Raw genomic sequence first — 20756 nt, 5'->3', positions numbered from 1 at the left:
TGAAAAAGAAAAGTTAATTATTATAAGTTTGTATTAAAATTTATAAAGAAAACTATGAAAAAGCATTTATTTTTAATCGGATTGATGATTTGCTCTATGGCCACAATGGCGCAAACAGAAACACCAGAAAAACAAGAAAGCTGGTATTTTAAATTAGGAGGATCATACTTCATTCAGACTGCCGCTACTGATTTTCCAATTATTTCAGGGACACTACCTAATAATGATGTATACGCAGCAGACGGTACAACCCTAGTTTCAAGAGAAGCTAATCATGGATCTTTTGGACAAGGTTTTCGTTCAACTTTGGCAGCAGGATACAGATTCAATACACGTTTAGGTGTTGAAATGGGTATAAACTACTATGTTGGGAATAATGAAAAAATGGCTGAAACTACTCACCGATTAGTAGCTGCAGGACCAACTTTTGTTTCTGGTAAGGCAGAAGGCCGGATCAGGGCATTTGATTTGTCTCCGGCTTTAGTTTTATTTTTAGGAGAACACAGAGGTTTTGAGCCTTACACTAAAGTAGGTGTTATTGTTCCTGTTCATGGAGATTTAACTATCGAAACTAACCGTACCTATACAAATGCTTCCGGGACACCAATATTAAAGACATTTTCTAAAGATGTTGTAAAGCCAAAACCAACTGTAGGTTTTATGGCCGCTATTGGTACATCTTATAAGTTAGGAAATCATCTTTCTGTATTTGCTGAAGTGGAGTATCGTAATTTTACTGTACATGGTGATACTAAAGAAACAAAAGAGTATACTGAAAATGGAGTTGATAAATTATATACGTCAACTACTTTTAGACCAGATGCTTCGTATTCAGCAAGTCATGTTAAATATGTAGATAAATTGACAACGAATTCAAATCACTATTTATTTAATCCTAATACAGCAACAACAAATATAGAAAAAGATACAACCAGACCAGATGATGCAATGAACGATATTAGTTCTTATGTTGGAATTTCTGGTGTAGGTTTGACTTTTGGACTAAAATACAGTCTATAATTTAGATCTAACATTTTTATATAGAAAAGAGGATATTCAAATTACGAATATCCTCTTTTTCTGTTCTTATAAAAACGGAAGCCCTAGCCCTGATGGAAGCGGCATCCTTTTTATCTGCTTTTTTGCAGATGAAAAGATACAGCGGACAGCAGGAATAGCTCCTGAAATTTACTATTTTGAATTTCTAAATTCCTTTAAAACCTCATCAATAACCCGTGAAGTTCTGGCTCCCGAAATTCCTTTTGATGGTGAAGTACCGTTCCCTAAAAGGTCGGAGATAACGGTTTCGATAAAAGGCTGCTGAATATGGATCGGATTTTCGATTGTGATAGTTTCTTTTTCTCCATTAGTATACTGAATATGAATGGGATCCTCACCAAAAGTTGAAAAAGCTATTTTGCCTTTGTCGCCCACGATTTCAGTAATGTCATAGCGCTCGAAACTGGCAAAATTCCAAATTCCCGTTCCGTGAATGCCGTTTTCGAATAAAAAAGACATCGAAACCGAATCTTCGGCAGGATACGCTTTTAACTGTGAAGTCGCATGTCCGCGTACAGATTTAATCGGACCTAAAACAAAATCCAGAAAATCTAAAGTATGGCAGGCTAAATCAACAAAAATCCCTCCTCCTGAAATATGAGGCAAAACCGTCCAAGGAAGATTGATTTCGTCATCATAACGTTCTTCAAAAGGATGGTATAAAACACAGTTTACGTGACGTATGTTTCCTAATTTTCCTTCGTCGATTAATTCTTTTATTTTTAAAAATCGGGGTAAACTTCTTCTGTAATAGGCCACAAACAAAGGAACGTTGTGTTCTTCGCAAACGCTGATCATTTCGTTGCATTCTTCAAAAGTCAGAGCCATTGGTTTTTCGACATACACAGGTTTTCCTGCTTTGGCGCACAAAATCGTATATTCTTTATGGGATGACGGAGGTGTTGCGATATAAACGGCATCAACTTCAGGATCGTTTATTAAATCCTGAGCATTCGAATACCACTTGGGTACATTATGGCGTTTGGCGTAATCTTCGGCAAGTGCTGCATCTCTTCGCATGACGGCAACCAAGGCTGAGTTGGGCGCTTTTTGAAAGGCAGGACCGCTTTTGACTTCAGTTACATTTCCACAGCCTATGATTCCCCATTTTATAATTTTCATTTTTGGATTTTTTAATTATTATCAAATTTAAAAAAAGGTTTGCCACGAATTTCACCAATTTCCACTACTTCTTTGTCGTTAAAATGATTTACCACAAATTACACCAATTTTCGCTAATTCTTCGTTTAAGAGTTAGCCACAGATAAAAGATCGCCATAAATTAAACGATTTTCCACTAATTAAATTTGTGCTAATTTGTGTTAAAAACAAAGCCACGAACTCACAAAATAATCCGTGAATTGCTTCGCCTATTCGCTATCGCTCGGGTCGTGGCTAATACAATCAAACCTATTAGTTTACTTTTTAGGCAATGCTTTAAAACCCATATTGTAAAGCGTGAACGCCTGAATGTCTACATTTTCCTGAATAGTCGCAGCAACCGATTTACCGGCACCGTGACCTGCTTTTACATCAATTCGTATTAAAACAGGGTTTTCTCCGGTTTGTTTGTCTTGTAATTCGGCAGCAAATTTAAAACTATGTGCGGGAACCACACGATCATCATGATCTCCTGTTGTAACCATAGTTGCGGGATACTGAACGTCTTTTTTTACATTGTGAACCGGAGAATATCCTTTTAAGTATTCGAACATTTCTTTGTCATCCTGAGCAGTTCCGTAGTCGTAAGCCCAGCCTGCTCCTGCAGTAAAAGTATGGTAACGCAGCATATCCATAACGCCAACTGCAGGCAATGCTACTCTAAATAAATCAGGGCGCTGTGTCATAGCCGCACCAACCAACAAACCTCCGTTCGAACCTCCGCGGATCGCTAAGAAATCTGATGAAGTATATTTTTGAGCGATTAAATATTCGGCTGCAGCGATGAAATCGTCAAACACATTTTGCTTTTGCAATTTGGTTCCGGCATCATGCCATTTTTTACCATATTCGCCACCGCCTCTTAAATTGGCAACGGCATAAATGCCTCCGTTTTCCATCCAGACTGCATTTGCAATACTGAAAGCCGGGGTTAAACTAATATTGAATCCGCCGTAACCGTAAAGGATTGTAGGGTTTTTGCCGTCTAGTTTTGTCCCTTTTTTATAGGTAATAATCATCGGGATTTTGGTACCGTCTTTTGATGTGTAGAAAACCTGTTTTGACTCGTAATCTTCACTTTTGAAATCTACTTTTGGTTTTTGGTATATTTCAGATTTACCTGATTTTGGCTCAAACGAAAAGATGCTTCCGGGAGTAGTGTAATTGGTAAAAGTGTAATACAACGTTTTTTCTTTTTTCTTTCCGCCAAAACCACCAGCAGTTCCCACAGCAGGAAGTTTGATTTCACGAATTAATTTTCCGTCATAATCATATTGCTGCACCAAGGAAACGGCATCTTTGGTATAATTGGCAAAAAAGTAACCACCACCTGTTGAAGGAGACAAAATATTTTGTGTCTCAGGAATAAAATCTTTCCAGTTTTCCGGTTTTGGATTACTTACATCAACTGTCACCACCCGCTTGTTTGGTGCATTTAAATCGGTCTCAATAAACAATTTACTGCCTTCATTTTCTATAATATTGTTATCGCTGTTAAAATTGTCAACAATGGAGATAATCGGACTGTCTGGTTTAGTTAAATCTTTAATGAACAACTCATTACCGTAAGTAGAATTGGCAGCGGTAATCACTAAATAATGATTGTCTTCTGTAACCCCACCTCCCACATAGCGTCTTTTTTGATCGGCTCCAAAAATCACTTTGTCTTCTTTTTGAGAAGTTCCTAATTTATGAAAGTACAGTTTATGCTGGTCTGTTTTCGCGGATAATTCGCTTCCCTTTGGTTTTTCATAACTCGAATAATAAAAACCTTCATTTTCATACCAGGAAATACCGCTGAATTTTACATCGACTAAAGTATCTTCTAATACTTTTTTAGAAACAGCATCAATGATAATTACTTTCCTCCAGTCGCTTCCTCCTTCAGAAATTGAATAAGCTGCTTTGGATCCGTCTTTCGAAAAATCCAGTCCGCCAAGTGAAGTAGTTCCGTCTTTCGAAAAAGTATTCGGATCTAAAAAAATTTCTTCTTTTCCGTTTTGATCTTTTCTATAAACAACAGATTGATTCTGAAGTCCGTTATTTTTAAAATAATAAGTAAATTTTCCTTCTGTAAAAGGAGCGCCTATTTTTTCGTAATTCCAAAGTTTCTCCATTCTTGCTTTTAAGGCATCGCGAAACGGAATTTTATTTAGGTAGGCATAAGTAACTTCGTTTTCTGCTTTTACCCAGGCCCCGGTTTCATCAGATTTGTCGTCTTCAAGCCAACGGTAGGGATCAGCTACTTTTGTGTCAAAATACACATCAACAGTTTCACCTTTTTTAGTCTCAGGATACTGAATTTTATTTTGCCCGAATGAAATTCCTGCGGTAGTCATTGCCATTATAAGAATTTTGTGTTTCATATTTACGCTTGTCTGTTTAACAAAAATAGTATTTTTCGTGAGATTATTAAATTTTTAACCGCAGAGAACACAAAGGGGTGTCACCCAGGGATTGCAAAATTTAAAAATAAGCTTTTGCGATCCTGGCGTGATTTCCTTGTGAACCTTGCGGTTAAAGAAAATTATAAATTGAAATTTACTCCCAATACAATGTTTCTCCCAATGTTTGGGATTCCATCGGTTTTTAGCCTTGAAAGATGCGCAATATATTTTTTATCGAATAAATTGTTTCCGTTCAGGTTTACATCAAAGGCAGTTTTACCCAGTTTTACAGTTCCTCCAAAACCCAGGTTTACCAGAGTGTAGCCTTTTGAAGCCGTTTCAAAACCACTCACATTATTCTGGTCTAAAGTCGAGGAAACATTTAATGAAGCATACCCTTCTTTGAACCAGTTTTTAATACTGAATTCGGTTCTAAGAGTATTGTTCCAGTTGTTTGCCGGGATTAAAGGCAGGTAATCATCATTGTCTTTTTTACCTGTAACGGTTTCAAAACTGGTTTCAAAATGCAGCCAGTCTAGCGGGTGCGGATGAAAATGTAGTCCAACTTCTCCTCCAAATAATTTTGCATTATCCTGAACATATGCAAAAACATCATTATCGTCTAAAACTTCTCCGGTTGGCGAAGTGTAGATGTAATTGTTGATGTGATTATAAAATCCGTTTACAAAAAACTCAAAATGTGAATTTTTATATTCTAAATTCAAATCAGTCTGGATGTTTTGTTCGGTTTTTAAATTGCTGTTTCCAATTTCGTAGCGGTTAGTTCCTTCATGTACACCGTTTGAGGTTAACTCTGCTAAATTTGGAGCCCTGAATCCGGTTGCAACATTTAGTCGGAGAGTGAATGGTTCGGCTATTTTTGTTTTGTATCCCAAAGAAGCATTAAAACTGTCGAATGATTTATCCAAAGCTTCAAAATAGCCTTCTTCTCCTTCAGTTCCGTGAGTTTCAGAAGTTACATTTCGGTTGTCAAAACGCAATCCGACTTGCAGAACGCTGCTGTTCCATTCATAATTGGCGGTTCCGAAAACACCAAAATCATTTGTAGTGGCATTCGGAATTAAATATTCTTCACCTGAATTTGTATTGGTCTGATGCATTCCCTGAACGCCTAAAATGGTTTCAATTTTGCCAAATTTCGGAAAATGATATTTTGCATTGTAATTAAAAGTATTCAGTTTCATGCGCAGGACAGCGTCGTTGCTGTCTTCGAATTCGCTTCGGTCATTGGATATGTAGCCCAAATCAACATCCAGTTTTGAGTTTTCAAAAAAGATTACATTATTTAAACTGAATAAATGATTAAAAATGCCCTGTCTCGGAAACTGGGTGTCCTTACTTGAAGATTGTTCAGCGATTCCTTCTTCCGGAATTCCGATATCAAGTTTGTTATAGTTGTATCTTAAAACGCTTGAGAAACTCGAGTTGCTATAACCAATTCCGGTTTTAAAATCGGTTTCATTGTAACGTGAATTCGTAACGCGATCGCCATTTGCAATTTTGTAATCAGAATGGGTATTGAAACTTCCGCGGGCCAGAAATTTCCAGTTATCGGTAGAAGTTTTTAGACCAATAGAAGAATTACTTCCTTGTGTATTGGTAAAATATTTTTGGCTGAAATTGGCTTTGAAAGTTCCTGCATCAGCAAATTTTTCAGGATTAAAGTACAAAACCCCTCCCAAAGCATCAGAACCGTACAATAGAGAAGCAGGTCCTTTGATTACTTCGACACTTTCGATTCCGGCATCGTTTAAACCTAAACCATGTTCATCTCCAAACTGTTGATTTTCGATACGAACACCTTGCGAATATACCAAAACGCGATTCCCGCTAAGTCCTCGGATTACTGGTTTTCCAATAGAAGTTCCGGTAGAAATTTGTGAAACTCCGGGAATCGTTGCCAAACCTTCAATCAAAGTCGAAGTTCCTTTTTGCTGTAATGTTTTGATGCTTTCGTGATCAATTTTCATTACGTTTTGTGATTGTAATTTATTGAAAGGAGTCGAAACTACCACTTCGTCCATTTCTAAGATGGATTCTAAAAGCGTTATATCTAGTGTGTTTTCTTTAGTCAGTTTTGCAATGGTTGTATTCTGATTGGCATATCCAACATAAGAAAAAGCAAGACGTAAACTTCCGTTTGGCAGATTGTTCAGTACATATTTTCCGTCGATGTCAGTTGTAGTGCCTTTGTGTACTTCGGGTGCATAAACAGAAACGCCCGGCAATGGTTGATTTTGATTGTCTGTTATAACACCGGAAACCGAATTTTGAGCAGAAAGTATGCCCGAAAACCCTAAAATAAGGGCTATTATTATTTTTTTCATTTGAAAATGATTACTATAGTTAATGGATTTTTTTTTAAAATTGAATCAAAAGAGAGTGTAGTTTGCTGAATTTTCATAGAATGAAAATCAGTAAACCTAAATAAGTTTTGATCAAATTAAAAGTGTTTGTTCCGTTTTATGAAACTTAGGAAACCAGGGCAGAAGGCGGTCCCCGAAGCGTATATAAACTTCCTGAAAATGTAATAACACTTTCAGAAGATCTAATGAAATAAGGGATTTCTTTTTGAATCTTGTAAAACTGAAATGAAATTTTTTCAGGGGTAATATAATTTCCAAAAGAAAAATGACAAACCACACAAGAATCATCGTTGTGATGCTGATGCGTAATTTCGCCATTTGTATCCTTATAATTATGATGGCATTTTTTCTCTGAAAGCTGTTTTGCAATATGCTTGTAACTGTGTATAGACTGAAACAGTATTGAGAACAATACTATTAGAGCCATAGAAAAACCGGTTATGAGCTGCCTTCTTTTCATTATACTGCAAAGGTATAAAACGGAAATATAAAAATCTTTGGTTTTGGGTCTTTTTGTTGAAAATAGTGCAACAAAATATTTTTTTAACGAAAGAAAACAGAATAATCGCATTATAATCGCCTCATCAAATATCAATATATTATATTTGTGTGTCAAATAAATGAACTTCAAAAACGTTTATCTGAAATCCTTTTAACTCAAACACACTATGCGATTATTATTTAGTTGTTTATTTCTAATATCGTTTTTCAATATTTTTTCACAAGAAGAAAAGCCTGAAGTGAAGCCGGTAGTTAAAATTGATTCTTTGTACAGAGAAGATCAGTTTTATTTTTCGGTTACGTATAATCTTTTGTCAGATGCACCAGAAGGTCTTAAGCGTGATAAGTTTTCTGCGGGAATTTCTGCCGGCTTTTTGCGGGATATGCCGATCAATAAAAAAAGAACAATTGCGATTGCAACTGGTTTGGGATTAACGTACCAGAATTATTTTCAAAATTTAACCATTTCAAGAGATGGCTCCGGGGCAGTAATTTATGGCGTTAACGACTATAACGAATTTGTTTCAAACAAATTCAGGCAATATTTAATAGATCTGCCAATTGAATTACGATGGAGGAATTCGACCTATGAAAGCCATAAGTTTTGGAGAATTTACACCGGTTTAAAATTGAGCTATGTTCTCTCCAGCAAATCTGTTTTGGATGATGGTGAAACCACCTATACAATCAATAACAACCCCGATCTCAACAGGTTTCAGTATGGTGCTTATATCTCGGCGGGTTATAATACCTGGAATATTTATTTTTATTATGGTTTGAATCCTTTGTTTAAAGATGTTAAAACTGTTTTAGGGGAAGAAGTTAAAATGAAAACCATGAACCTAGGTCTTATATTTTATATTTTATAGCCATAAATACATAAATAAAGCCTGTGGAAGAATTCCGATTATAAATCCAATAAACAATTCTTTGTAAGTATGTGCATTCATTTCTAAACGTGATGATGCTGTAACTCCGGTCAATACAATTAAAAGAGCGGGCCAATAGGGATTGTGCATCTGCAAATGCATATTAAGTCCAATTACAAAAACGGTAAAACCGCTGATTGCCATCATATGCAAACTGGCTTTTATCTTAAAAAGTGAGTAAATTAAAGCTATAAGCGAACTGAATAAGGCACCCAGAAAAAAGAAATGCAGTTCGGGATAACGTGTAATGACAATGCTTCTTTTAACGAGTAAAATAAATAAAAAGCATTGTAAAACTAATGGAATTATCCGTTGAGATGTTTCGTGTATCATCACTGATTTTACATTTCCGGTTGATCGGAGCAGTAAGAAAAATAATAGCGGCACGATAAAAGTAATGATCAGGATTTGAAATAAAACAAAGTATTTTTCCTGATTGGTAAAAACATCACCTTTGTAAAAAAGATAAAACAAAGTGGCATACATCGAGATAAAAACGGGATGCAATATATAGGAGAATATCGGAAGTATTTTTTTCAAAACGCAGTAATTTAAGGTGTTTAACAAATATAATCCAAATATAAGAAGGTTTTTGTAAACCCTTTATTTTTTAAGAAAATCGAAACTTTTTTCGTTAAATTTGAAAAAAGAAACTTTCTAAATGAACGTAAATTTAAAAAGCCTTGTTTCGGTGCTTCATGCCGAATGGAATGGCTCTGATGCAGCTGTTTTTATTGACCATATTTCTATAGACAGCCGGTCACTGCAAAATGGTTCACTGACTTTGTTTTTTGCATTATCGGGTGTCAATAACGATGCACATTCGTATGTTTCTGAACTAATAGAAAAAGGAGTACAGAATTTTGTAGTCGAATATATTCCTGAAAAATGTGTTGGCAAAGCCAATTTTTTAGTTGTAAAATCGACTTTAGAAGCACTACAGAAATTTGCCGCTCATCACCGGCATCTTTTTGAAATCCCGGTTATCGGATTGACGGGAAGTAATGGTAAAACAATTGTAAAGGAATGGCTGAATTTTTTACTAAGCCCGGATTATAATATTATCAGAAGCCCGAAAAGTTATAACTCGCAGGTTGGAGTGCCACTTTCGGTGATTGCGATTAACGAAAAACACAATTTAGGAATTTTTGAAGCCGGAATTTCTACAGTAAATGAAATGGACAAACTCGAAGAAATTATCAAACCGACCATCGGATTACTTACTAATATCGGAACCGCACATGACGAAGGTTTTGTAAACTTAGTACAAAAGATTGATGAAAAACTGCTTTTGTTTAAAGACTGTCCGGTAATTATTTATCAGAAAAATGAAATTGTAGATTCGTGCATATCTCAATTTGCCGCCGAATATATGCTGCATCCACGAAAACTTTTTTGTTGGAGTTATACAGATCATACAGCCAATGTCTTTATTTCGAAAAAAGAAAATAAGAATGAAACGACTATAATTCAATATCAATATCAAGGTACAAATTACGATTTAAAAATTCCTTTTAGCGATTCGGCTTCTGTAGAAAATGCGATTTCCTGTTTAGTAGTCCTCCTTAGTTTGCAATATGATGCTGAAACGATTCAAAGTAGAATGCATGGATTGTATCCGGTCGAAATGCGATTGGAAGTCAAAAACGGAATTCATAACTGCAGTATTATTGATGATAGTTACAGTTCTGATTTCCAGTCCCTTAAAATAGCGTTGGATTTTCTGGAAAGTCAAAAAAAGAACGCTGCTAAAACGGTTATTTTATCCGATATTTTTCAAAGTGGATTTTCAAATGAAGAGTTGTATTCTAAAGTATCACAGCTCATTACGGATAATAAAGTCAATCGTGTTATTGGTATCGGAACCACTATTTCATTATTCAAAGATAAATTTACAAATTGCATTACGTATCAAAATACTGCCGCATTTATCCATGATTTTGAAAACCTGAATTTTGCCAATGAAACCATTTTAATAAAAGGAGCAAGATCGTTTCAGTTTGAACAAATTGTGGCTTTACTGGAGGAGAAAACCCATGAAACCATTCTGGAGATCAATCTCAATTCGATTAGCCATAATTTAAATTTCTTTAAATCTAAGTTGGCTGAGGATGTTAAGATTATGGTCATGGTAAAAGCATTTGGATACGGAAACGGGGGATTGGAAATCGCCAAATTACTCGAACATCATAAAGTGGATTATTTAGGTGTGGCTTTCGCCGATGAAGGAATTTCGCTGAAAAATGGCGGAATTAAATTACCCATCATGGTTTTGAATCCGGAATCGACCAGTTTTGCATCGATTATTCAGTATCAGCTAGAGCCCGAAATTTATAGTTTAAAGGGATTAAATGCTTTTTTGAAAATTGCCCGCGAAAAGAATTTAAAAGATTTTCCAATCCATATCAAACTAGACACTGGCATGCATCGTCTGGGTTTTGAAGAAAATACCATAGACGAATTGATTGCTGCTTTAAAAGGAAATTCAACCGTTCGGATTCAGAGTATTTTGTCGCACATGGCAACCAGTGATGATAAGAGTCATTATGAATTTGCACTTTCGCAGATTCGTTTATTCGAAAAACTCTCTTCAAAATTAAGGAATGAATTAGGCATAAATCCAATTCGTCATATTTTGAATACCTCCGGAATCAGTAATTTTCCGGATGCACAATATAATATGGTTCGGTTAGGAATTGGTCTTTATGGTGTTTCAAACGATTCTTCAGAACAAAAATATCTGGAAAATGTGGGGACTTTAAAATCAATCATTTCACAGGTTCGTACAATTCCGGCTGGAGACAGCGTTGGTTACGGACGCAGGTTCATGGCAGAAAAAGAAATTAAAATCGCTACGATTCCGATTGGTTATGCAGACGGAATCTCAAGATTATGGGGAAATGGAGTGGGGTATGTTACTATAAAAAATCAAAAAGCAGCCATTGTCGGGAGTGTATGTATGGATATGCTGATGGTAAATGTTAACCAAATTGATTGTAAAGAAGGCGATTCGGTTATTATTTTTGGAGAGAGTCCAACCGTAACCGAAATTGCAGCTGCTTTAAAAACCATTCCGTATGAAATTTTAACCAGTATTTCGCAACGTGTCAAAAGGGTATTTTTTAGATAGCATAAAGAACTTTCGGAGGAATTTCGTATTTTCGATATTTACTAACTAAATTAAAAAGAACAACTATGGGATTTATTTCAGAATTTAAGGAATTTGCAATGAAAGGCAACGTAGTCGATTTGGCTGTCGGTGTTATTATTGGGGCTGCTTTTGGAAAAATTGTTAGCTCGCTAATTGAAGATGTAATTACGCCATTACTATTGAAACCAGCTTTAGAAGCCGCTCATTTATCGACTATTGAACAATTAACCGCTTTTGGAGGAGTAAAATACGGAGTGTTTGTTTCGGCAGTGATTAACTTTATAATTGTTGCTTTCGTTTTGTTCCTAATCATTAAAGGGATAAACAATCTGAAAAAGAAAGAAGATCCGGCTCCCTCTTCTCCGGCAGGACCAACACAGGAAGAACTGCTTATTCAAATTAGGGATCTTTTAAAAAATAAACAATAAAATATATATACCGCTACACTAAAGTCTAACTTAACCGTTCCATAATTGGGGCGGTTTTTTTTAATTATTGTTTAATCCATAACAATTTGTTATTTTTTGTGAATCGAATTGAAATCGTTTTTATTATTCCTACTTTTGCATTCTAAATTAGAACATTCATATAAAAAAATATAAAATGAGAATAGCGGTTGTAGGCGCCACCGGTATGGTAGGCGAGATAATGTTAAAAGTTTTAGCAGAAAGAAATTTTCCGGTTACAGAATTAATTCCTGTTGCTTCAGAGAAATCTGTAGGTAAAGAAATCGAGTATAAAGGACAAAAATATAAAGTGGTTGGTTTGCAGACTGCTGTTGATATGAAAGCAGATATTGCTGTTTTTTCTGCAGGTGGTGATACTTCCTTAGAATGGGCACCAAAATTTGCTGCTGCCGGAACAACAGTAATTGACAATTCATCTGCATGGAGAATGGATCCGACTAAAAAATTGATCGTTCCTGAAATCAACGCAGAATCATTAACAAAAGAAGATAAAATTATTGCAAATCCAAACTGTTCAACAATCCAAATGGTGTTGACTTTGGCACCGTTGCACAGAAAATATAATATCAAAAGAATTATTGTTTCGACTTACCAATCTATTACAGGAACTGGTGTAAAAGCGGTTAGACAATTAGAAAATGAATATGCAGGAATTGAAGGAGATATGGCATACAAATACCCAATTCACAGAAATGCAATTCCACAATGTGATAGTTTTGAACCTAATGGATATACAAAAGAAGAAATGAAATTAGTTCGTGAAACTCAAAAAATTCTTTCAGATAATACCATCAGAGTTACGGCAACTGCAGTTCGTGTGCCTGTTGTTGGAGGTCATAGTGAGGCTGTAAATGTGGAGTTTACAAACGATTTTGAAGTAAATGAAGTGCGTGAAATTTTGCAAAATACTGATGGAGTAGTGGTTCAGGATGATCTGGATGCGTTTTCGTATCCGATGCCTTTATTTGCAGAAGGTAAAAATGAGGTTTTTGTTGGAAGAATCCGTCGTGATGAAAGCCAGCCAAATACGCTCAATATGTGGATTGTTGCTGATAACTTAAGAAAAGGAGCCGCTACAAACACAATCCAGATTGCAGAGTATTTAATTCAGGCAGGTTTGGTATAATCAAGAGGTTACACAAAATTGTTATAAAGAAAAAACCGTAATTACCAAAAGTGATTACGGTTTTTTTATGAGTTACAAAACAAAAAGCGAGAATCCTAATTCTCGCTTTTTTGTATATTAATGTTCCGGAGCCAGTTCAAGTTCTAGACCTTCTAGGTCTTCAGTAATTGGAATCTGGCAACCTAAACGGCTGTTGGATTTAACATAAAAAGCTTCAGAGAGCATTGCTTCTTCTTCATCTCCCATTTCCGGTAATGCAACGTCATTAAGGACATAACACTGGCAGGAAGCACACATGGCCATTCCGCCACAGGTTCCTTCAACAGGAAGTTCGTATGCTTTGCATAACTCCATTATATTCATTGCCATATCAGTCGGAGCCTGTAATTCGTGTATAACTCCTTCTCGATCTTTAATCTTTATTAATACATCCATTTCAAATTATTGGAATTTTACTTACTTAGAATTTTATAAACGGGGTATAAATTCTAAAATTATTTATTTAACTATTTGGCTTTAAGCTAAAAGCGTATTCTTTTCTTTCATTATCTTTTAGACGCATTTTTGCACCAAGGAAATTACCTCCTTTTTCAAGCAGTGTCACTATTACTATTACCGAATAATAATCATTATCAGACTGAAAAATTAAAGTACCTTCATATGTCGAATTTATAACACCTTGCTTGTCAGTATGTGCATTTAATTTTCTTGGATGAGAAAATTCTGCAGTACTATAAGTTGCTTTATTTAAGAACTTTGCTTTTCCTTCGCAAAAATCATATAAAAAATCGTAATTACCAATTCTAAGACTGCCTTCTTCACTGTTAATTTTGGCAGAAAATACAATTTTTCCTGAGTAGCTGTAATCAGACCATTCTTCTGAATCATTTACCCAGGCTTTGTCTACAATTAATGTTTCTGAACCTTGCTGAGCATAATTTATGGCAATTGAAAACAAAAGGAATAACAGTATGTAATATTTTTTCATGATTTAAGAATTAGGGGTTATGTTACAAATTTAAGTTAAATGTGTAGCAATTTCTTAACAAAATATCCTAAATCTTCACGCTTTTTTTTATTATAATCGTAAAAAATATTGCTTTTTGAGTGTTTTATTGAAAATTATCCATCAAAACAGCTCAAATATCTATTATTCTTGTTAAATTGTCAGACTCAAAAAAAGGGCATACTACATAATATTTACCACAGTTTCTATTTGCGGAGCATATTTTTTTATAGTCGTCTCTACCCCTGCCTTTAAAGTCATCTGATTAACACTGCAGCTAATGCATGCCCCTTCAAGACGCACTTTTACATGCTTATCGTCTTCTATTGAAATAAGCGTAATGTCGCCACCATCAGAATTTAAAAAAGGTCTGATTTCATCGAGAGCTAATAATACGTTGCTTGTTAATTCTTCTGTTGTCATAATATTTAATGTGTCAATTAGAGAATTAGAGAATTAAAAAATATGTCAGTCAGATAAAATAGGTACACATTATCTAATTTTCAAATTATCTCAATTATCTAATTTTTATCTCAATTATCTAATTCTTTTTAACTGCTGAACAACCTGCCATTGTTGTTATTTTTATCGCTTCTGTTGCAGGCAGGCTTTCGTTTCTGTTTACTGTTTCCTGAACAACATTTCTGGTAATTTCTTCAAATACGGTTTCAATTGGTGAGGCTGTTTGTAAAGCTGCCGGACGACCATAATCTCCCGCTTCGCGAATAGACTGTACGATTGGCACTTCTCCCAAAAATGGGACATTTAAATCTTCTGCAAGATTTTTTGCTCCTTCCTGCCCAAAGATATAATATTTATTATCTGGTAATTCTTCTGGTGTAAAGTAAGCCATGTTTTCGATAATTCCCAAAACAGGTACGTTGATGTTGTCCTGCATAAACATAGCCACTCCTTTTTTGGCATCAGCCAAAGCCACAGCTTGAGGCGTACTTACAACAACAGCTCCTGTTATAGGTAATGACTGCATGATCGATAAATGGATATCGCCTGTTCCCGGAGGCAGGTCGATAAGCATAAAATCTAATTCTCCCCAGTCTGCATCAAAAATCATTTGGTTCAGAGCTTTTGCTGCCATAGGGCCTCTCCAGATTACAGCCTGGCTTGGTGCTGTAAAAAATCCGATAGAAAGCATTTTGATTTCATAACTTTCAACGGGTTTCATTTTTGATTTTCCGTCAACTGTAATCGAAATAGGTTTTTCATTTTCAACATCAAACATAATTGGCATGGATGGTCCGTAAATATCGGCATCCAAAACCCCTACTTTAAACCCCATTTTTGCAAGTGTTACGGCTAAATTTGCTGTAACTGTAGATTTTCCAACACCACCTTTTCCTGAGGCAACAGCTATAATATTTTTGATTCCCGGAATAGCACGACCTTTAATTTCGTTTTTCTCAGGAGTTTCTACCTTAGTGTTTATTTTAATTTTTGCTTCTGGCGATACCAGTTCGTGAATCGTTTTTTTGATATCGTCTTCTGCTCTTTTTTTGATGTGCATGGCTGGTGTATGAAGTACTAAATCTACCACAACTTCATTGCCAAATGTAAGAACGTTGGCAACTGCACCGCTTTCAACCATATTTTTACCTTCTCCTGCTATAGTTATCGTTTCTAAAGCTTTAAGGATTTCTTTTCTATCTAATTTCATTTTTAATGTAGTGTTTTCTGATGATGAAACTTGTTTTAATCCTTAATTCATTTAAACTTGTTTCAAAGTGCAAAGATAACAGATTAAGTTCGGATTTTTATTGTTTTGAATTGTATTTGTTGATATTACAATTATTCAAAATGATGATTAATGAATTTTTGTTTAATCCTGTTTTTAAGCGAATCTGCTGCGCTGTCTTTTGATTTAGCAGAAAAAAATTAAAATAAAAAACCCGCCGGATTTTCAGTTCTGGCGGGCTTTTAAAAAAAATGGTCTACAAGTTATTCGTATTTTAAATATTTTAGGATATCAATTTTAGTTACCTGATAGGCTTTTGCCAAAACTATTATCAAAGTTAGTGCCAATAATGAAACGAATGCAATAGTAAAAGGGATAACAGAAATACCGATTCTGAAGGCGAAGTCTTCCAGCCATTTTTGCAATAAAATATAAGCCGGAAATATTCCAATAACAAATCCGATCAAGCAAAAAGCAATATATTGTTTTGACAATTCTTTCAGCAAAATATCAGTTTCTGCACCCAGTGTTTTTCTAATGGCTATTTCTTTCAGCCTTCTCTCCATCGAAAATGATGCCAAAGCAAACAATCCAAAAATCGCAATTATAATTACAACCAGATTTAGAATGAAAAAGAGGTCTTTTTGTTTAACCTGCTCCTGATATGTTTTGGCAAATCCTTTGTTAACAAATTCGTATTCAAAAGGATAGTCCGGATTTACATTTTTTGCCCAGTAAGTTTTTAATTTGGCTAATGTCCCGCTTAAATTATTTGGGGAAACTTTTATGTAAAGACTATTAAAATTATTCCATTTTAAGGTTTTAAGATTGACAAAAACCATTGGGGGAACTTTATTTTGAAGGCCTGTAATATGGAAATCTTTCACCACTCCCACAATTTTGAATTTCAAATTATCGCCATCGCCAAGAGACCAGCCCGAAGTTATAATGGTGTTTAAGGGATGTTTTAAATTCAAAGTTTTAGCCAGTGTTTCATTAATAAGCATACTGCTTACGGTATCCGAAGCAAATTTGGGAGATAAATAACGCCCTTCAACCATTTTGATTTTCATCATTTCAAGAAAGCCAAAATCTATCTCTGCATTTCGGGGCTGTACAAAAATGCCATTGTGCGTAAATCCGGAACTTGAGTTTGTACTTCCTCCAAAAGAACCCGCAAAAGTAGAAACATCTATCACTCCGTGGATTTTTTTAATCTCTTGTTTTTCAACTTCATATTGCTGTGTTCTTTTTTGACGATCCGGTTTGTTGTATGGAATTGAGATAACCTGATCTCCGCTGAACCCAAGGTCTTTATTCATCATATAATTGACCTGCGAATTGACGATCAGGGCGCCTATGATAAAAAATGCAGCAATTCCAAATTGAAAAATCAACATTGAATTCCGAATCCAGATGCCGCTTTTACTTCTGGAGAAATTACCTTTTAAAACCTTTAACGTCTCAAAATTTGAGATATAAATGGCAGGGAAAATACCCGCAAAAATGATTACTAATCCAAATATAAAAATGAGCTGCAGGTAAAATTCACGACCATTCATAGTTAGCGTTTTCTTCAAAAAGGTGTTATAATACGGTAAAGAAAGCTCCACAATGGCAAGTGCAAACACAATTGCCAGTGTCACAATTATAGCAGTTTCAAATATAAATTGTCTGACAATCTGGTTTTTTGTAGCGCCTACAATTTTGCGGACACCAACTTCTTTAGCACGTTTAATTGCTGATGCAGTTGCTAAATTGATATAGTTTACCAATGATAAAACCAAAATCAGAACGGATAAACCAGCCATGATGTAAAGCAATTTTAAATTTCCTACACCTTCAGGAAAATTTTGCCCTGCTGAACTTTTTGTACCATGCAGACGGGATGTTTTTAACTGATCTAGTATCACTGTAATCTCGCCATTTTCCTTTACATATTGTTCCACAGTCTGACCACTCTCTTTGGCCTCTTTTACAGTCCGGTTTACAAAATTTACGTTTTGCATTTTCTTTAAAACGGCAACCGGATCAGCATCCTTTTTAATTTTCACCAGTAAACCATAATTAAAGTTTCCCCAGCTGTTCAAATCTCCCTCACGTTTTACACCGCTAAAAACATAATTTGGCTCCATTGATGAAGGCAAAATAAGACGATAAACAGCTTTTACAGTATAAGCTACAGTATTATAGACAATTGATTTGCCAATTGGATCTTCATCTTTAAAGATCAGTTTTGCCTGCTCTTCAGAAATCGCAACACTGTTTTTCTCTTTTAAAATATTCGTTTTGGCACCTTTTAAGATTTCTAAAGGAAAAAAATCAAAGAAATTTTCATCACTTACGGAGATTTTTTTCACTAACAATTTTTGATTCTGATACTTAATAATGTCTTCGTTATACCAGGTGTTAAAAAAACATACTTTTTCAATTTCAGGAATTGTCGCTTTACACGTTTCTCCAAAAGGTATTGAGTTTGATCCCCACGTGTCGCCTGTTCCGCCAATTTTGTTAAGCACCATATAGATATTATCCTTATTGGGATTCCATTGATCGTATGCGTGTTCATTATTCCAATATAAAATAGCAAAAATCACACTTGCGATTCCGATGCTTAATCCTAAAACATTTAAAAACGAAAACAGTTTGTTTTGCTTTAAATGATAAATAAATATTTTAAACCAGTTAAAAATCATGGTATGTATTTTTATAGTTATTTCAGCTTTGGTAAACTGATTTTAAATAATTGCGAATATTTTGCAAACCAACTCTACCAGAATCAGGATTGCGGTTACAATGAATTTGAGCATCTTTACTTATTTAGCGTCCATAAAAACATCGACATTTCGCTGATTTAAACGCTCAGAGAATATCACACCATCCTTCATGTGAATCGTTTTTTGCGAAAACGAAGCATCATAATCAGAGTGGGTAACCATCAAAATAGTAGCCCCTTTCGCATGCAGATCGGTCAGGAGCTCCATGACTTCGTTACCGTTTTTACTATCCAGGTTTCCGGTTGGCTCGTCAGCAAGAATAATTTTCGGGTCATTTACCAAAGCTCTGGCAACTGCGACTCTTTGCTGCTGACCGCCTGAAAGTTGCTGTGGAAAATGTTTCAGGCGATGTGAAATATTCAGTTTTGCTGCAATTGCCTCAATTTTTTGTTTCCTATCGGCAGTTTTTACATTATTGTAAAGCAAAGGCAGTTCGATATTGTCATAAACAGAAAGTTCGTCAATCAGGTTGAAATTCTGAAAAATGAACCCGATATTTTCTTTGCGGACCGCTGCTCTTCCTTTTTCTTTAAGACCAATCATTTCCTGGTCTAATAATTTATAACTTCCATCGGTAGCACTATCCAAAAGCCCGATGATATTTAGTAAAGTCGATTTTCCACAACCTGATGGCCCCATGATAGTTAAAAAATCTCCTTTTTTAATTTCTAAAGAAATACCGCTCAATGCAGCTGTTTCTATTTCTTCGGTTCTGAAAACTTTGGTTAAATCTTGAATTTTTATCATTTTTAGAGGTGTTAAATGTTATTGACTGCGTTTTTTGACTGATGATTGATGATGTTTTTTTATTTTAGGTTTAAAGTTTGAGGTTGGCTCGCTTCGTTAATCTAAAACTAGAATCTATTCTGAACTAATTGAAAGTTCCTCAATATCCTTATAATCTGAATAAGAGGACGTAATTACAGATTCGCCTTCTTTCAAACCTTCCAGTACTTCGTAAAACGAAGGATTTTCCCGGCCTAATTTTATGTTTCTTCTTTGTGCTTTATTTCCTTTTACCACAAAAATCCATTTACCGGCTGTTTCCTGATTAAAGCTTCCTTTTGGGACTACTAAAATTTTGTTTCTTTCAGATAAAATCAGTTTTACTCCAAAACTTAATCCGTCCTGCAATGCGATATTTTCTTTAGATGTAAAAGCCAGTTCTACTGTAAAATGCCCGCTTTTGACCTCCGGAATTACTTTGGTTACAATTATTTCAACGGTTTTTCCTTTAAATTCTATCTGACCTTTTAAACCTTCGCGGACTTTCTCTAAATAAAATTCATCTACATCGGCAGTCAGTTTGTAGCCTCGTTTAGAATCGATTTTTCCGATGCTTTCTCCTGCCTGAAATGTTTTTCCAAGAACAGGTTCAAAAGAAGTCAGTCTTCCGGATTCAGGAGCGGTAATCAGGAAATTCTTTTTATTATTCCGCAAAATTTCCAAACTTTTTTCCATGGTCTGAATCGAACGGTTGATCTGCGAAACCTGCATTTGATTGGATTGCTTTTCTTTTTGAATACTTTGCTGAATCGTTTTTTTGCGTTCTTCCTGAAAACGTAAACTTTCTTTAAACGTATTCCAGTCGTTTCTCGAAATCACATCTTTTTCAAACAATTTCGAGTTCATATCGTACAATCTTTTGGCATCATTATAATCGTGTTCGATTAAAACCAAATCTTTGTTTAAGTTCAGTTCCTGATTTCGGATATTCAGTTTTCCGGTATTCAAATTATTGATCTGTTCAATTATCGCTGTTTCCTGAGTCAGATAATTCAGTTCTGTATTTGGATTATACAAACGTGCCAGTGACTGACCTTTGGTAACCATAGCACCGTTTTCTACAAAAATCTCTTTTACAGACCCGCCTTCAGTTACGTTCAACAGCATCATATTGAGTGGTTCAACCTTGGCCTGAAAAACAACAAAATCTTCAAAAAAAGCCTTTTCGACTTTTTGAACTGAAATTTCTTCTGCTTTGACATTTAAGTTTCTTTTGGAATTAAAAGATAAGAAGATCAGTATTGCCAAAACTAAAAAAACTCCAATTGCTATTGATAGATAGCTAATTTTTTTATTTTTACGAGGAATTACCTTGTCCATTTTTAAATA

At 35.2% G+C, this 20756-nt stretch carries 17 protein-coding genes; 5 read left to right on the top strand and 12 right to left on the bottom strand.

What is annotated here, in order from left to right; all coding sequences use genetic code 11:
* Positions 1–54 precede the first annotated feature (54 nt).
* Positions 55–1020: an outer membrane beta-barrel protein gene (locus tag DMB65_RS06935; protein WP_110305915.1), complete on the top strand. Its 966-nt coding sequence runs from the start codon at positions 55–57 to the stop codon at positions 1018–1020.
* Between the two features lie 171 nt (positions 1021–1191).
* Here the strand turns inward: DMB65_RS06935 and DMB65_RS06930 are convergent, their stop codons facing one another.
* The 4 genes from DMB65_RS06930 to DMB65_RS06915 form a co-directional block, all read right to left on the bottom strand.
* The gene (locus DMB65_RS06930; RefSeq protein WP_110305914.1) at positions 1192–2181 is read right to left on the bottom strand and encodes a Gfo/Idh/MocA family protein; all 990 of its coding nucleotides are present in this window, start codon (positions 2179–2181) and stop codon (positions 1192–1194) included.
* A 296-nt stretch (positions 2182–2477) separates the two neighbouring features.
* A complete protein-coding gene (locus DMB65_RS06925; protein WP_110305913.1) occupies positions 2478–4586 on the bottom strand; it encodes a prolyl oligopeptidase family serine peptidase in 2109 nt (702 codons plus the stop codon).
* Between the two features lie 161 nt (positions 4587–4747).
* A complete protein-coding gene (locus tag DMB65_RS06920; protein ID WP_110305912.1) occupies positions 4748–6955 on the bottom strand; it encodes a TonB-dependent receptor in 2208 nt (735 codons plus the stop codon).
* Between the two features lie 145 nt (positions 6956–7100).
* On the bottom strand, positions 7101–7421 hold the full coding sequence (locus DMB65_RS06915; RefSeq protein WP_230470620.1) for a hypothetical protein: 321 nt from the start codon (positions 7419–7421) through the stop codon (positions 7101–7103).
* Between the two features lie 241 nt (positions 7422–7662).
* On the opposite strand from DMB65_RS06915, the gene DMB65_RS06910 reads away from it, so the two are divergent.
* Positions 7663–8364 carry a porin family protein gene (locus tag DMB65_RS06910; protein WP_110305911.1) on the top strand — a complete coding sequence of 234 codons (702 nt, stop codon included), beginning with the start codon at positions 7663–7665 and terminating at the stop codon, positions 8362–8364.
* Here DMB65_RS06910 and DMB65_RS06905 read toward each other — a convergent pair.
* Positions 8359–8964 (bottom strand): hypothetical protein, encoded by a 606-nt coding sequence (locus tag DMB65_RS06905; protein ID WP_230470619.1) that lies wholly within the window; start codon positions 8962–8964, stop codon positions 8359–8361. The two genes, DMB65_RS06910 and DMB65_RS06905, sit on opposite strands and share 6 nt — an antisense overlap.
* A 121-nt stretch (positions 8965–9085) precedes the next feature.
* Between DMB65_RS06905 and DMB65_RS06900 the strand changes: the two genes are divergently transcribed.
* The 3 genes from DMB65_RS06900 (at position 9086) to DMB65_RS06890 (ending at position 13168) form a co-directional block, all read left to right on the top strand.
* Entirely contained in the window at positions 9086–11554 is a 2469-nt protein-coding gene (locus DMB65_RS06900; protein WP_110305910.1) for a bifunctional UDP-N-acetylmuramoyl-tripeptide:D-alanyl-D-alanine ligase/alanine racemase, read from the top strand.
* A 65-nt stretch (positions 11555–11619) separates the two neighbouring features.
* The gene (gene mscL, locus DMB65_RS06895) at positions 11620–12003 is read left to right on the top strand and encodes a large conductance mechanosensitive channel protein MscL (protein ID WP_110305909.1); all 384 of its coding nucleotides are present in this window, start codon (positions 11620–11622) and stop codon (positions 12001–12003) included.
* 175 nt (positions 12004–12178) lie between these two features.
* Positions 12179–13168, top strand: coding sequence for an aspartate-semialdehyde dehydrogenase (locus tag DMB65_RS06890; protein ID WP_110305908.1), 990 nt, complete (start codon positions 12179–12181; stop codon positions 13166–13168).
* A gap of 117 nt (positions 13169–13285) precedes the next feature.
* Here the strand turns inward: DMB65_RS06890 and DMB65_RS06885 are convergent, their stop codons facing one another.
* The 7 genes from DMB65_RS06885 to DMB65_RS06855 all read right to left on the bottom strand — a co-directional run bounded on the left by DMB65_RS06885 (position 13286) and on the right by DMB65_RS06855 (position 20747).
* Complete coding sequence (locus DMB65_RS06885; RefSeq protein ID WP_110305907.1) at positions 13286–13603, bottom strand: 2Fe-2S iron-sulfur cluster-binding family protein; 318 nt, start codon at positions 13601–13603, stop codon at positions 13286–13288.
* 67 nt (positions 13604–13670) lie between these two features.
* On the bottom strand, positions 13671–14156 hold the full coding sequence (locus tag DMB65_RS06880; RefSeq protein ID WP_110305906.1) for a hypothetical protein: 486 nt from the start codon (positions 14154–14156) through the stop codon (positions 13671–13673).
* A 201-nt stretch (positions 14157–14357) separates the two neighbouring features.
* The gene (locus DMB65_RS06875) at positions 14358–14597 is read right to left on the bottom strand and encodes a NifU family protein (RefSeq protein ID WP_017494691.1); all 240 of its coding nucleotides are present in this window, start codon (positions 14595–14597) and stop codon (positions 14358–14360) included.
* A gap of 118 nt (positions 14598–14715) precedes the next feature.
* Positions 14716–15846 carry an Mrp/NBP35 family ATP-binding protein gene (locus DMB65_RS06870; protein ID WP_110305905.1) on the bottom strand — a complete coding sequence of 377 codons (1131 nt, stop codon included), beginning with the start codon at positions 15844–15846 and terminating at the stop codon, positions 14716–14718.
* A 281-nt stretch (positions 15847–16127) separates the two neighbouring features.
* Positions 16128–18560: an ABC transporter permease gene (locus DMB65_RS06865; protein WP_110305904.1), complete on the bottom strand. Its 2433-nt coding sequence runs from the start codon at positions 18558–18560 to the stop codon at positions 16128–16130.
* A 120-nt stretch (positions 18561–18680) separates the two neighbouring features.
* Positions 18681–19388, bottom strand: coding sequence for an ABC transporter ATP-binding protein (locus tag DMB65_RS06860; RefSeq protein ID WP_110305903.1), 708 nt, complete (start codon positions 19386–19388; stop codon positions 18681–18683).
* A gap of 114 nt (positions 19389–19502) precedes the next feature.
* Positions 19503–20747 carry an efflux RND transporter periplasmic adaptor subunit gene (locus DMB65_RS06855; RefSeq protein ID WP_110305902.1) on the bottom strand — a complete coding sequence of 415 codons (1245 nt, stop codon included), beginning with the start codon at positions 20745–20747 and terminating at the stop codon, positions 19503–19505.
* Positions 20748–20756: the final 9 nt, after the last annotated feature.

The organism is Flavobacterium cheongpyeongense, from assembly GCF_003202435.1.
GTDB lineage: Bacteria > Bacteroidota > Bacteroidia > Flavobacteriales > Flavobacteriaceae > Flavobacterium > Flavobacterium cheongpyeongense.
Note: the sequence above shows the minus strand (reverse complement) of the source record. Positions and strands in the feature narration are given on the sequence as shown.

Bases quoted from the DNA above. Each gene is read 5' to 3' on its own strand.
- DMB65_RS06890 (WP_110305908.1), top strand. From the start codon at position 12,179: ATGAGAATAGCGGTTGTAGGCGCCACCGGTATGGTAGGCGAGATAATG.
- DMB65_RS06860 (WP_110305903.1), bottom strand. From the start codon at position 19,388: ATGATAAAAATTCAAGATTTAACCAAAGTTTTCAGAACCGAAGAAATA.
- DMB65_RS06925 (WP_110305913.1), bottom strand. From the start codon at position 4,586: ATGAAACACAAAATTCTTATAATGGCAATGACTACCGCAGGAATTTCA.
- DMB65_RS06935 (WP_110305915.1), top strand. From the start codon at position 55: ATGAAAAAGCATTTATTTTTAATCGGATTGATGATTTGCTCTATGGCC.
- DMB65_RS06910 (WP_110305911.1), top strand. From the start codon at position 7,663: ATGCGATTATTATTTAGTTGTTTATTTCTAATATCGTTTTTCAATATT.
- DMB65_RS06915 (WP_230470620.1), bottom strand. From the start codon at position 7,421: ATGGCTCTAATAGTATTGTTCTCAATACTGTTTCAGTCTATACACAGT.
- DMB65_RS06870 (WP_110305905.1), bottom strand. From the start codon at position 15,846: ATGAAATTAGATAGAAAAGAAATCCTTAAAGCTTTAGAAACGATAACT.
- DMB65_RS06885 (WP_110305907.1), bottom strand. From the start codon at position 13,603: ATGGATGTATTAATAAAGATTAAAGATCGAGAAGGAGTTATACACGAA.
- mscL (WP_110305909.1), top strand. From the start codon at position 11,620: ATGGGATTTATTTCAGAATTTAAGGAATTTGCAATGAAAGGCAACGTA.
- DMB65_RS06930 (WP_110305914.1), bottom strand. From the start codon at position 2,181: ATGAAAATTATAAAATGGGGAATCATAGGCTGTGGAAATGTAACTGAA.
- DMB65_RS06865 (WP_110305904.1), bottom strand. From the start codon at position 18,560: ATGATTTTTAACTGGTTTAAAATATTTATTTATCATTTAAAGCAAAAC.
- DMB65_RS06880 (WP_110305906.1), bottom strand. From the start codon at position 14,156: ATGAAAAAATATTACATACTGTTATTCCTTTTGTTTTCAATTGCCATA.
- DMB65_RS06900 (WP_110305910.1), top strand. From the start codon at position 9,086: ATGAACGTAAATTTAAAAAGCCTTGTTTCGGTGCTTCATGCCGAATGG.
- DMB65_RS06855 (WP_110305902.1), bottom strand. From the start codon at position 20,747: ATGGACAAGGTAATTCCTCGTAAAAATAAAAAAATTAGCTATCTATCA.
- DMB65_RS06920 (WP_110305912.1), bottom strand. From the start codon at position 6,955: ATGAAAAAAATAATAATAGCCCTTATTTTAGGGTTTTCGGGCATACTT.
- DMB65_RS06875 (WP_017494691.1), bottom strand. From the start codon at position 14,597: ATGACAACAGAAGAATTAACAAGCAACGTATTATTAGCTCTCGATGAA.